Source organism: Bradyrhizobium sp. 1200_D9_N1_1, from assembly GCF_052075915.1.
Classification (GTDB): Bacteria; Pseudomonadota; Alphaproteobacteria; order Rhizobiales; family Xanthobacteraceae; genus Bradyrhizobium; species Bradyrhizobium diazoefficiens.
Genome location: NZ_CP197226.1, coordinates 8,731,722 through 8,744,702, shown reverse-complemented (window position 1 = coordinate 8,744,702; position 12,981 = coordinate 8,731,722). Strand labels below are relative to the sequence as shown.

General features: G+C 65.2%; 9 protein-coding genes. 5 read left to right on the top strand and 4 right to left on the bottom strand.

Annotation, left to right across the window (positions count from 1 at the left end):
- Positions 1 to 290: 290 nt before the first annotated feature.
- On the bottom strand, positions 291 to 3,734 hold the full coding sequence (locus AB5K84_RS41370) for a tetratricopeptide repeat protein (RefSeq protein ID WP_063921381.1): 3,444 nt from the start codon (positions 3,732 to 3,734) through the stop codon (positions 291 to 293).
- 372 nt (positions 3,735 to 4,106) lie between these two features.
- Positions 4,107 to 4,697 carry a PadR family transcriptional regulator gene (locus tag AB5K84_RS41365; RefSeq protein WP_011083975.1) on the bottom strand — a complete coding sequence of 197 codons (591 nt, stop codon included), beginning with the start codon at positions 4,695 to 4,697 and terminating at the stop codon, positions 4,107 to 4,109.
- 200 nt (positions 4,698 to 4,897) lie between these two features.
- Between AB5K84_RS41365 and AB5K84_RS41360 the strand changes: the two genes are divergently transcribed.
- The 4 genes from AB5K84_RS41360 to AB5K84_RS41345 all read left to right on the top strand — a co-directional run bounded on the left by AB5K84_RS41360 (position 4,898) and on the right by AB5K84_RS41345 (position 10,703).
- Positions 4,898 to 5,281 (top strand): nuclear transport factor 2 family protein, encoded by a 384-nt coding sequence (locus AB5K84_RS41360; RefSeq protein WP_038965285.1) that lies wholly within the window; start codon positions 4,898 to 4,900, stop codon positions 5,279 to 5,281.
- 118 nt (positions 5,282 to 5,399) lie between these two features.
- Positions 5,400 to 7,190 carry an acyl-CoA dehydrogenase C-terminal domain-containing protein gene (locus AB5K84_RS41355; RefSeq protein WP_011083977.1) on the top strand — a complete coding sequence of 597 codons (1,791 nt, stop codon included), beginning with the start codon at positions 5,400 to 5,402 and terminating at the stop codon, positions 7,188 to 7,190.
- A gap of 70 nt (positions 7,191 to 7,260) precedes the next feature.
- On the top strand, positions 7,261 to 8,469 hold the full coding sequence (locus tag AB5K84_RS41350; RefSeq protein WP_011083978.1) for an acetyl-CoA C-acetyltransferase: 1,209 nt from the start codon (positions 7,261 to 7,263) through the stop codon (positions 8,467 to 8,469).
- A 20-nt stretch (positions 8,470 to 8,489) separates the two neighbouring features.
- On the top strand, positions 8,490 to 10,703 hold the full coding sequence (locus AB5K84_RS41345) for an FAD-dependent oxidoreductase (RefSeq protein ID WP_097531895.1): 2,214 nt from the start codon (positions 8,490 to 8,492) through the stop codon (positions 10,701 to 10,703).
- 448 nt (positions 10,704 to 11,151) lie between these two features.
- Here the strand turns inward: AB5K84_RS41345 and AB5K84_RS41340 are convergent, their stop codons facing one another.
- The gene (locus AB5K84_RS41340) at positions 11,152 to 11,460 is read right to left on the bottom strand and encodes a hypothetical protein (protein ID WP_038965291.1); all 309 of its coding nucleotides are present in this window, start codon (positions 11,458 to 11,460) and stop codon (positions 11,152 to 11,154) included.
- A gap of 228 nt (positions 11,461 to 11,688) precedes the next feature.
- Complete coding sequence (gene gstA / locus AB5K84_RS41335; protein ID WP_011083981.1) at positions 11,689 to 12,303, bottom strand: glutathione transferase GstA; 615 nt, start codon at positions 12,301 to 12,303, stop codon at positions 11,689 to 11,691.
- A gap of 126 nt (positions 12,304 to 12,429) precedes the next feature.
- Here gstA and AB5K84_RS41330 point away from each other — a divergent pair, with 126 nt between their 5' ends.
- Positions 12,430 to 12,927, top strand: coding sequence for a MarR family winged helix-turn-helix transcriptional regulator (locus AB5K84_RS41330; protein ID WP_011083982.1), 498 nt, complete (start codon positions 12,430 to 12,432; stop codon positions 12,925 to 12,927).
- Positions 12,928 to 12,981 lie beyond the last annotated feature (54 nt).

Sequence of the window (12,981 nt, the reverse complement as noted above, 5' to 3'; positions counted from 1 at the left end):
CGATTGCCGCGTCTCTCAATAGCGGAATTCGCTGTCGAGCGGATCAGGAATTTTGGGCGTGGTGAATGGGTGTGAGGAGTGTGATGAGATTGGGCGTGATCGTTGCGACAATGGAGGTGCGCTCCCTCCCCCGTTTGCGGGGGAGGGCTGGGGAGAGGGTGCCTCCGCAGTGAGACTCCCCAAGAGGATAAAGCCCTCACCCGGCGCTCTTGCGAGCGCCGACCTCTCCCGCAAGCGGGAGAGGTGCACCGAGCCCGTGACCCGCTTGGTTCAATCTAATGCTATGCGGCTCAGTGCGCCGCTGACGCCGACCGCTTCGTCGCGACCGGCTTCGGCGCGGGCTTGGCGTTCGCCTGCGGCGCGCTGTCCCAGCCGCCGTTCGGGGCTGGGACGTTGACGGCATCGTCGGGCTGCGGTTCGGCGCTGAAAGTCTGGATCGCGAGCTTGGCGGCGGCGAGCGATTGCGGATCGAGGCGCTTGGCGACGTCGTCGCGCTTGCCGGCAGCGTCCGCATCGCCCTGGGCGGCTGCCAGGCTGAACCATTTGTAGGACTCGGCGAGGTTCTGCTCGACGCCGATGCCGCGGGCATAGAGGATGCCGAGATTGAACTGGCTGTCGGCGACGCCGCGGTCGGCCGCTTTCCTGAACCACTGCGCCGCGCTCTTGTAATTGGCGCCGCGTCCGCCGCCGTCGGCATCGAGCACAGCGAGATTGTGCATCGCCTTGGCGTTGCCGCGCTCGGCGGCCTGCGTGTAGTAGCGGCGGGCGATATCGGCGTCCTTCTTCACCCCGAGGCCCTTTTCGTAGAGCGTGCCGAGGCGGAAGGTTGCGGGCATCACGCCGGCCTGCGCCGCGCGGTCGTACCATTTCGCAGCTTCGTCGTAGTTTGCAGCGACGCCCTTGCCTTCGGCAAAGCGCACGGCGATCTCGTAGGCGGCAGTGGCATCGCCCTTCATCGCGGCGGTGCGCAAGCCTGGGCCGCCGATAGCGTCGGGCAGTTTCTCGCTCGGCGGCACCTGGACGAGGCCGAGCCGCGCGCGGCTGGCCCCCGACAGCGCGCCGGTGACGTCGCTGGCGGCAGGCGGCACGGCCGCCGGAGCGGGCGGGATTTCAACCGAGGCCGAGCTGCCGGAATTGGGCGTTGGAGCCGGCGCGGCATTGTTCTGGGATTGCCGTCCGATCGGCGTCGGCGAGGTCATCGAGGGCGTGACCTGCTCGGGTATGGCGGGCTTGGTCTCGACCGGAGGCGGCGAAGCCTGCGGCGCGGGCTCGCTCACCGAATTTTCCATCGCCTGCGGTGCCGGCGGCGTGCTGCCGCCATCGAGCAGGTTCATCGCCATCTTGAAGGTGCCGAGCACGATCACGACCACGCTCGCGCCGACCAGCAGCGAGCGGATCTTCGAGGTGATGGTCGAGGCGCCTTCCTGGCCCTTGTCCTTGGCGCGGGCGATTGCGGCCTTGGCGCCACGGGCCGGCTTCTCGGGCGGCTGCGCGGCGGCGGCCTGAGCGGCGCGGCGCGCGGCCGCGATGAAGCTCGACGACGACACCGGCTCCTTCGGAGCAGTGGGAATTCCGCTGATCGCGCTCTCGGAGGCGGCAATGCGCTCCGACGGCGTGGCCACGCGTCCGCCCGGCCGCGTGCCAGGCTCGAGCGGATGATCCGGCGGCAATTCCGGCGCCAACGCGGCGCGGGCGGGCGCCGTATGCGGCTCCAGGATTTCACTGATCGCGCGCGGCGGCAAGGGTGGTGCGGCTTGCGGTGCCGTCGGCGCCATCGGGACCGGCGGCGGAGCGGCAGGTGCCGCGGCGGCGTGGAATTCGCGCGGCGCGGCCACGAAGGCGGAATGCGCCGGCTGCTGCATGGCGGCCGGATTCGGCAGCTCAGGCTTCGGATCGTATTTCGGCTGCTGTGCTTGCTGCCGAGCTTCGCGCGCCATCGGCGCGGGCTCCATGGGCGCAGCCATCGGCATCGGCATCGGCTGCGGCGCAGGGGCCGGCGGCGCGGTGCGCACCGCGCGCAGATCGCCCTCGATCATCGAGAGGCGATCGACGACGTGGCCGAGCGCGCTGTGAACGGCTTCGAGCGAGTCCTGGGTGCTGCGGTTGGTTTCGGCCTGGCTGAAGCGAATGTCGGAGAGCTCGCGCTTCACGAGATCGACCATGCCGGAATCGGGGGACGGCGCCGAACTGCGGCTCTCGGCGAGCGCGGAATAGGTCGCCTGCTGCCGTTCGAGATGGCGCAGGATGTCGTGCAGCCCGTCCTCGACGCGGCTGAGATTGGTGTTGCGCGGATCGGAGGCAGCTTCGATCCGCTCCAGCAGATAGGAGACGCGCTGTTCGAGATGCGCAAAGGTCGAGGCCGAATCGCTGCCGACCTGCATACGGTCGAAACGATCCGACAGCGCACGGATTGCGGCCTCGAGGTGCTCGGTGCTCTCGGCGGGCTGAGGCCGCTCGCGCGTCTCCAGCGCGGCGGTGAGTGCCGCGATGCGCTGCTCGAGCACGGCAAAGCTGTCGCCGGGGCCGGACGAGCGGGTGATCTGGTCGACCTTGGACGACAACAGCTGCACGTCCTCGGACAGCCGTGCCAGCGCTTCGTTGGAGGCGACGTTGGAGACGATGCCGCGCAGCGCCGAGATCGCGCCTTCGAGCTGGCGCACCGTGGACGGATCGTCATTGGCGCGCAGGATCAGATCGAGCTTGGCGCCGAGATTGCGGATCGCCTCGTCATAGCCGGTGAGCTGCTCGGCCGGCGTCAGCGTGCGCAGCACCTGCTTGATGTCGGACAGCGCGTGCTCGATGCCTGACAGAACCTGGCCGTCGGTGCCGGACGAGCGGGTCTCGTCGATGCGACGGTGCAGCGAACGGATTTCGTTTTCGATCGATTCGATCGCGCGGCGCGGCATCGCCTCGGTGATGGCGTGGCGGATCTCCGCGAGCTCGCTGCGGAAAGCGTTGATCGCCTGCTCGGTATTGTCGGGGCGCTGGAGCGACTCGATCTGGCTCGTGATCTTGAGCAGATGGCGCTCGAGCGACGAGAAATCCGGCCCCGGCTGCGGTGGCGGCGGAGCGTAGGCGGGCGCGGGCGGCGCCATCGGCGCGGCGAAAGGAGCTGCCGCGGGCGCAATCGACGGCGCGGCGCGCGGCGGCATCTGCCTGGGCGTAAAGCCGTCGAGCTCGCTCTGCCGTGCCGTGATCTCGGCAACGGCGACGTCGAACGAGGCGGGGCTCAGCGGCGGCGAACTGCGATAGACCTGCGCGGCCGCGCGCTCGACCGCATCGGCCTGGCGCTGGCGCGTCTCGACGGGTGCGGGCCGCGGAGCCTGAGGCGGCTGCGGTTGCAGCTGCTGCGGCTTTGAGATTTGCGACAGGCGCGCATCGAGCCGCGAGATCGCGTCGTTGAGCTGGCGTGCGACGCCCTGCTCGCGCGAGACCTCTTGTCGTGAAGAGTCCTGGCGAGGGGTGGGCTTCGAAATCCGTTCGATCTGCTGGGTGATCGCGTCGAGCCGCTGGTGGATGTCGGCGACTTCGCGGCTTTCCGGACTCGGTACCTGGTTCGGCATGTGTTGCGGACGCTGCTCGTAAGGTCCGCGAAAGTTTGGCGGGGCAGTTTCGCCGAGCGTGGAGTTCAGCCAATCGTTGAGTGACATGCCGGCTCTGCGCGCAGCAGCTTCGGCCCGCTCCCGGACGGAGGGATCGATGCCGTCAACACTCCACGATACGCGCGAATTCATGACTCTGTCCGGTTCCGACTTCGGCGCCCCACCCGGCGACTCCAGCCTTCCCACGCGTGCCGGTTGCAAAGACAATCGGATTTGGCGCGGGTCGTCTGCCTCGAAAACCGACTTTTGTCTGTTACGGTAAATAACGGGTTAAGGAACGCGGGCCCGGTGTCTTAAAGTTGGGCGGCGGGAACCCAATGAACTGAACCTCAGCTTTCGCCGCATAGTCGGAGCGCTCCCTCCCCCGCCTGCGGGGGAGGGCTGGGGAGAGGGTGCTTCCGCAATCGAGGATCCCCAAGAGGAGAAAGCCCTCACCCGCGCCTTCGGCGCGACCTCTCCCGCAAGCGGGAGAGGTGACGGGCACCGCCGAGGCCGATCTAGCCTTCAGCCCTTCCCCTCGCGCTTGCCGTCCTCCAGCGGCACCACCGTGCCCTTGCCGCTCATCGTCGACAGCGCCTCGAGTGTCTCTTCGCAAAAGTCGGCCACCATCTGCTCGTGGCGGGCGCCGAGGCGGAGCAGGAGCAGGTTGCCGAGATCGAGCCGGCCCTCCGCCGTGCCGCCCGGAAATCGCTTTTTCAGAATCCGCTCATAGTTCGCGTGGCGGTCGCGGTGGTGCTCCAGCCGGGCCATCAGATCGGTGCGAAGCGGTTCGATATCGATGCTGTCGAGCGCATGCAGCCGAACCAGCAGATCGTCCTTGGTCGAGGCTGGCGTGCTTGGCCGCGCGGCCCAGTGCCGCAGCGCTGTTCTCCCCTCGGGGGTGAGCGTATAAACCAGCTTGTTGGGCTTGCCTGTCTGCACGACCTCGCGGCCCTGGATGTAGCCGCGGTCGCGCAGCTTGGAGAGCTCGCGATAGATCTGCTGATGGTCGGCCTTCCAGAAGAAGCCGATCGAGGAATCGAACGTCTTGGCGAGCTCGTAACCCGTCATCGGACGTTCCGTCAGGCATGCGAGGATTGCGTCGCCCAGTGCCATGACACCGGCCTCCCTTCTTCGACCTTGACCAACCAGCTTGACTTTATGCGCATCTGCGCATATGCGTCAATGTGCATATGAGGCAGCTTCGGAGCGGGCCAAAGACCCGCCCCGAAGATCAAGCAAAATCAACCTCTTCGCTACTGTGCATGGGGTTGTTTTCGCGTTTTTTGCCCAGGCCTTTAGGGAGGCGCCCGAGAATGACCGGCCTCGATTCCTGGTACGGCTACATGAAGTCCCATGACCGCAAGGCGCTCTGGGACCTGCTCCATCCCGATGCCGTGTTCGAAAGTCCTGTGGTGCATTCGCCCCAGCGCGGCCGCGACATCACCTTCAAATATCTGTCGAGCGCCGAGAAGGTCCTCGGCGGTCCCGGCTTCGCCTATGTCGGCGAGTGGACGAGCGCCAATGGCGCCGTCCTCGAGTTCAAGACCATGATCGACGGCATCGAGATCAACGGCGTCGACATCATCACCTTCGATCCCGAGGGACGCATCACGCATTTCAAGGTGATGGTGCGTCCGCTCAAGGCGATCAACATGCTGCACCGTCTGATGGCGGAGCAGCTTGCCGCCCCATCATGACCCTGCCCTGAGGTTGCAGAAGCAGCTAAGCTTGCTGGCAAAGGCTGCGCCGCAGGAATCACGCGAACATCGTCACTTCAAGCCCCAATGACTTCAAGGTACCTGCCGGGAGACCACCATGCCGATCTATAAAGCCCCCGTCGAAGACGTGAATTTCCTGCTCAACGACGTCTTCCAGATCGATCGTTACGACAATCTGCCCGGCTTCTCCGATGCGTCCAGCGACGTGCGCGAGGCGATCCTGGGCGAAGCCGCCAAGCTCGCCGAAGAGGTGCTCCAGCCGCTCAACCGCGTCGGCGATCTCGAAGGCTGCAAGCGCGCCGATGACGGCAGTGTCACCACGCCGAAGGGCTTCAAGGACGCGTTCAAGCAGGTTGCCGAGGGCGGCTGGCTTGGCCTGTCGGCTCCGACCGAGTTCGGCGGGCAGGGCCTGCCGGTGACGCTCTCCCAGGCGGTCAACGAATTCCAGATCTCCGCCAACATGGCGTTCTCGATGTATGGCGGCCTCACCATGGGGGCGACCGCAGCCCTGATCGTGCACGGCAGCCCCGAGCAGAAGAAGACCTATGTGCCGAAGATGGTGGCGGGCGAATGGACCGGCACCATGAACCTGACCGAGCCGCATTGCGGCACCGATCTCGGCATGCTCCGCACCAAGGCGGTGCGGCAGGCCGACGGCAGCTTCAAGATCACGGGCACGAAGATCTTCATCTCCGCTGGTGAGCACGATCTTGCCGACAACATCATTCATCTCGTGCTCGCCCGCATCGAGGGCGCGCCCGCCGGCATCAAGGGTGTCTCGCTGTTCGTGGTGCCGAAATTCCTGGTGAATGCCGACGGTTCGGTCGGCGCACGCAACGGCGTGGTCTGCGGCTCGATCGAGCACAAGATGGGCATCCACGGCAATTCCACCTGCGTGATGAACTACGACAGCGCCACCGGCTGGCTGATCGGCGAAGAGAACAAGGGCATGCAGGGCATGTTCGTGATGATGAACGAGGCCCGCCTCGGCGTCGCCGTGCAGGGTCTCGCGCAGTCCGAGGTCGCCTATCAGAACGCCGTCGCCTATGCCCGCGAGCGCATCCAGGGCCGTTCCCTGACCGGCACCAAGGCGCCGGACAAGCCGGCCGATCCGATCATCGTGCATCCCGACGTGCGCCGCACGCTGCTCTCGATCCGCGCCTTCAACGAGGCCGCGCGCGCCTTCGTGATGTGGACCGCGCTGAAGAGCGACGTTGCTCACCGGTCGGAGGATGCCAAGGACCGTCAGGCCGCCGACGACCATATGGGCCTGATGACGCCGGTGCTGAAGGGCTTCCTCACCGACTACGGCTTCGCCAACGCGGTGCAGGCGCAGCAGATGTATGGTGGCCACGGCTACATCGCCGAGCAGGGCATGGAGCAGTTCGTGCGCGATGCGCGTATTGCGATGATCTATGAAGGCGCCAACGGCATCCAGGCGCTCGACCTCGTCGGCCGCAAGCTGCCGCGCGACGGCGGCCGCGCCATCATGGCCTTCTTCGGCGAGGTCATGGCCTTCGCCAAGGAGAACGGCGGCGACGAGGCGCTAAAACCCTTCATCACCCCGCTCTCGGCTTCGCTCGGCCATCTCCAGCAGGCCACCACCTGGCTGATGCAGAATGCGATGATGAAGCCGGACAATGCCGGTGCTGCCGCAACCGATTACCTGCATCTCTTCGGCTTCGTCGCGCTCGGCTACATGTGGGCGAAGATGGCCAAGGTGACCAATGCCAAGATTGCCGAGAGCGGGGCGACGCCCTATCTCTCGACCAAGCTCGTCACCGGTCGCTTCTTCATGGAGCGGATGTTGCCGGAGACCGCGGCCAATCTCGCGCGCATTCAGTCGGGCTGCGCCACCATCATGGAACTGCCGGCAGAAGCGTTCTGAGCATTTTCGCTTCACCAATAATGCCGATCGCGTCGCGGTCGTAACCAATAGCTGCAATCAGGAGGCTCCCATGGCAGATGCCTACATCTACGACCACGTCCGAACCCCGCGCGGCCGCGGCAAGGCGGACGGCGCGCTGCACGAAGTTACCGCGCTGGCGCTCGCCGCGGTGCCGTTGAAGGCGCTGAAGGACCGCAACAATCTGCCGGAAGATTGTGTCGACGACGTCGTGCTCGGCGTGGTCGATCCCGTCGGTGAAGCAGGCAGCGACATCGCGCGTTTCGCCGCGCTGAAGGCGGGCCTCGGCGAAGCCGTGCCAGGCGTGCAGATCAGCCGCTTCTGCGCCTCCGGTCTCGATGCCGTGAACTTTGCGGCCGCGCAGGTGATGAGCGGCCAGCATGAGCTCGTCATCGGCGGCGGTGCCGAATCGATGAGCCGCGTCGGCATCGGCGCCTCCGGCGGCGCCTGGCCGATGGATCCCTCGATGGCGGTGCCCGCCTATTTCATGCCGCAGGGCGTCTCGGCCGATCTGATCGCGACGAAGTACGGCTTCTCGCGTGACGACGTCGACGCTTACGCCGTGCAGAGCCAGCAGCGCGCCGGCAAGGCCTGGGACGAAGGCCGCTTCAACAAGTCGGTCGTGCCGGTGAAGGACATCAACGGCCTCACCATCCTCGCCAAGGACGAGCACATGCGTCCTTCGACGACGATGCAGTCGCTGGCGCAGCTTCAGCCGGCGTTCACGATGATGGCGCAGATGGGCGGCTTCGACGGCGTCGCGGTGCAGTCGCACCCCGAAATCGAGCGCGTCAATTACGTGCACCACGCCGGCAACTCGTCGGGCATCGTCGACGGCGCCGGCGCCGTGCTGCTCGGCAGCAAGGACGCGGGCAGCAAATACGGCCTGAAGCCGCGCGCAAAAATCCGCGCGTTTGCGAACATCGGCTCCGAGCCCGCGATGATGCTGACCGGTCCGGTCGACGTCACCGAGAAGCTGTTCGCGCGCTCCGGCATGAAGAAGTCGGACATCGACCTGTTCGAGCTCAACGAGGCCTTCGCCTCGGTCGTGCTGCGCTACATCCAGGCCTTCGATATCGACAACGCCAAGATCAACGTCAACGGCGGCGCGATCGCGCTCGGCCATCCGCTTGGCGCGACCGGTGCGATGATCCTCGGCACCGTGCTCGACGAGCTCGAGCGCACCAACAAGTCCACTGCCCTTGTGACGCTGTGCATCGGCGGCGGCATGGGCACCGCGACCATCATCGAGCGCGTCTAAGGCGAAGGGGAGCAACCAACATGGCTTACAAGAATTTCAAGGTTGAAACCGACGCCGACGGCATCGCGCTCGTCACCTGGGACATCCCGGGCCGTTCGATGAACGTGCTCGACGAAACCTCGACCAGCGAGCTCGACGCGATCGTCAAGGCGACCACCGCCGACGCCGCGGTGAAGGGCGTCGTCATCACCTCGGCCAAGGAGGCGTTCTGCGCCGGCGCCGATCTGTCGATGCTCGAGGGCATGAACCAGGCCTACGCCAAGGTCTTCAGGGAGCAGGGCGAGACCGCCGCGAACCAGATGCTGTTCGAGCAGAGCCGGCGCTTCTCGCAGGTGCTGCGCTCGATCGAGACCTCCGGCAAGCCGTGGGCGGCCGCGATCAACGGCCTCGCGCTCGGCGGCGGTTTCGAGATCACGCTGTGCTGCCACTATCGTGTGGCAGCGGAAAATCCCAAGACGCGCCTCGGCCTGCCCGAGGTCAAGGTCGGCCTGTTCCCCGGCGCCGGAGGCACGCAGCGCGTGCCGCGCCTGGTGCCGCCGCAGGATGCGATGACCATTCTGCTCAAGGGCGATCCGGTCACGGTCGAGAAGGCCAAGGCACTCAATCTGATCCACGCCATCGTTCCGGCCGCTGACCTTATCAAGGCCGCGAAAGACTGGATCAAGGGCGGCGGCAAGGCCGTCGCGCCCTGGGACGAGAAGGGCTTCAAGCTGCCCGGCGGTCCGGTGTTCTCCAAGGCCGGCATGATGATGTTCCCGGCCGGCAACGCGATCTATCGCCGCGAGACCTACGACAACTATCCCGCCGCGCGCGCGATCATGAGCTGCGTCTATGAAGGCCTGCAGCTGCCGATCGACGCCGCGCTGCGGGTCGAGTCGCGCTACTTCACCTCGGTGCTGCGCTCCAAGGAAGCGGCCGCGATGATCCGCAGCCTGTTCCTGTCGATGCAGGAGCTCAACAAGGGCGCGCGCCGTCCGAAGGACGTGCCCGCAACCAAGGTGAAGAAGATCGCCGTGATCGGCGCCGGCTTCATGGGCGCGAGCGTCGGCTACGTCTCCGCGCGTGCCGGCCTCGACGTCGTCCTGATCGATCGCGACCAGGACAGCGCCGACAAGGGCAAGGCGCATGCGCAGAAGGTGATCGAGGAGCAGATCAAGAAGGGCCGCGCCAAGCCCAATGATGCCGAAGCGCTGCTCGCGCGCATCACGCCGACGGCCGACTATGCAGCTCTGAAGGACGTCGACCTCGTCATCGAGGCCGTGTTCGAGGACCGCAAGGTCAAGGCGGAGACGTTTGCCAAGGCGCAGGAATATCTGAAGCCGGACGTAGTCTTCGCGTCGAACACCTCGACGCTGCCGATCACCTCGCTCGCGGAAGCCTTCAAGGACCAGGGCAAGTTCGTCGGCATCCATTTCTTCTCGCCGGTCGAGAAGATGATGCTGGTCGAGATCATCCTCGGCAAGAACACTGGCGATGTCGCGCTCGCGACCGCGCTCGACTATGTCCGGCAGATCGGCAAGACGCCGATCGTGGTCAACGACAGCCGTGGCTTCTTCGCCAACCGTTGCGTCGGCCGCTACGTCGCCGAAGGCAACGAGATGTTCCTCGAAGGCGTGCCGCCGGCGATGATCGAGAACTGCGCCAAGATGGCCGGCATGCCGGTCGGCCCGCTCTCGCTGTCGGACGAAGTGGCGCTCGACCTCGGCCTCAAGATCATGAAGGCGACCGAAGCCGATCTCGGTCCGAACGCCATCAACCCCGATCAGAAGAAGCTGATGGTGGAGATGGTCGAGAAGCAGGGCCGACTCGGCCGCAAGAACAGCAAGGGCTTTTACGACTATCCCGAGAAGGGCAAGGGTCAGAAGAGCCTGTGGCCGGGCCTCTCGGCGCTCCAGCCGAAGCAGCTCGACCCCGACACGCTCGACGTCGAGGAGCTGAAGCAGCGCTTCCTGGTGGTGCAGGCGGTGGAAGCCGCGCGCACGGTGGAGGACCACGTCATCACCGATCCGCGCGAAGCGGATGTCGGCTCGATCCTCGGCTTCGGCTTCGCGCCGTTCACCGGCGGCACGCTGTCCTACATCGACTTCATGGGCACGAAGAAGTTCGTCGAGCTCTGCCACAAGCTGGAAGCGAAATACGGCTCGCGCTTCACGCCGCCGAAGCTTCTTGAGGAGATGGCGGCGAAGGGCGAAACCTTCTACGGCCGCTTCGCGCCGAAGAAGGCGGCGGCCTGATCACCCAAGGCCATTTGAGAACAAAGGCCGGATCGTCGATCCGGCCTTTTTGTTTGGGGAGACGTCATCACGGTTGCGTCAGGAGGTTCCCGATCTGTGGAACCGGTCACAGAATTCGCGTAGGAACCCTGCCAGAGTCCCCGCTGCCGCGGTGTCGCGCAATTGTCATAGGCGCGCCAAAGCGGCGCCGTTCTTTTGCTCGGCCCTGGCACTAGTCTTGCTGCGGGTCAGGGTCACGAACCCGGTTGGGACGCTTGCCGATCCATCGGCGAGTTGAAGAGAAAATAAGAAAGTGTCCTTGATGAACTCCTTGGTGCTGCGGAAGACCGCGCTTGGCCGCGATCTCACCGCGAAATACACTGTTGCGCCCGCGAATGGCCGCCTGTCGCCGCAACAAAAGCCGGTGCGCCTGCGCCGCAAGGGCCCGGTGCTTTGGGCAGCCTTGGCGTTACTTGTGCTCGCGGTGGATTTTCTGCTCGCCTGTCTCGCCTGGCTCGCCGTCGATTTCGTCATGGGATGAGACGTGGCGCGCGTGCAGCACATAGGCTGCCGCGAAATAGGCGAGCTGGCAGACGGCAAGACAGATGGCAATGACGATCACGCCCGCCATCATCCCGAATTCGTAAGCGCGCAGAATTATCGCCGAGAACACTGCGATCAACGGTGAGATCACAACCAGCGCCCAGATCTTGAAAACGCAACCTGTCGCGATTCCCACCAACGCACTTGCGACGATCAGGACGAAGGCAATCGTCAAGTTCAACTCCGATGAGAGCCCAAAAAATCTTCAAGCAATTCAGCCAAGCTCGCCCGCTTTGCGAGTGCTGACAAGACAGCACTACTTACGTTTGGCGAACAGTAGTTCATAAGTCAAACTAAGGTACGATGATCCGGCGCAACGGGTCCGCTCCCGCGCCGCCCGGCAGCATAAAAAGAAAGGCCGAATCGTCGGTCCGGCCTTTCGCTGCCTGCGTCTTGCGAGCGCTTACTTTGCCTGCGCGAGGCCTTCCTTCCTCAGCGCCTCCTGCACCTGTGGCCGTGCCGCGACGCGGGTCTTGTAGGCGGTGAGGTTGGGCATCGCCGAAAGATCAAACTTCATCCGGTCGGCCCAGGTCAGCATCGTGAAGAGATAGCCGTCGGCAACCGTGAACTGCTTGCCCATCAGGTAGTCGCGGCCGGCGAGCTGGCTGTCGATGTATTTCAGCTTGCCCATGACGCGATCCTTGAAGAACGCCTTGGCCTCGTCGTTCAGCGCCGGCGCGAACATCGGGCCGAAGCTCTTGTGCACCTCCGAGGTGAGGAAGTTCAGCCATTCGAGCAGCTTGTAGCGCTCGGCGCTGCCATGGGCCGGCGCCAGCGCCTTGGCAGAAGCCTGGTCGGCGATCATCTGGACAATCACCGGGCCTTCGGTCACGATCTCACCGCTGTCGAGCCCCAGCGCAGGGACCTGCCCCTTGGGGTTCAGCTTCAGATAATCCTCACCATTTTCGAGCTTCTTGGCCCGGATATCGACCTTGACCAGCTCGTAGGGCAGGCCGGCTTCGAGGAGTGCGATGTGGGGGGACAGGGAGCAGGCGCCGGGCGAGTAATAGAGTTTCATGGAATTTCCTCCTCTTGTTGCTTGGCTTGGGCGAATGAACGCCTACATGCAGCTGCATGCAATAGTCAAGATTGATGCAGGTGCATCGAGTAGGGTAAGAGACGGGCGACGAGTTTGAGCGGGACCATGAAACGCAAGCCATCGACCGAGGCAACCGCCGCCTGGATCCGCCTGATGCGGGTGCAGAGCCGCGTGCTCGACTGCGTCGAGCAGGACCTGAAGAAGGCGGGGTTCCCGCCGCTGGCCTGGTATGACGCGCTGCTCGAACTGTCCCGCGCGCCCTCCGGCGAGTTGCGGCCGGTGGAACTCGAAAGGCAGATGCTGATCCCGCAATACTCCACCTCGCGCCTGATCGACCGCCTGGTCGATGAGGGCCTTGCCTCGCGGCGCGAATGCAAGATCGACAAGCGCGGACAGTTCGTCGAGATCACGGAAGCCGGCCGCGAGTTGCAGAAGCGGATGTGGAGTGCCTATTCCGCTGCGATCGAGAAATATGTCGGCTCGAAACTGTCCGATGCCGATGCCGTCAAGCTCAGCGGCCTGCTCGACCGGCTGGGCTGCTCGTGCGGCGAGATGAAGCTTCCGCCCGTCGCCAACGTCAACGAAAGCACGCCGCCGCGATGATCGCGCGGCAAACCAGCACGTCCGCGCGCCCGTCGGTTCGCGGACCATCCCTGT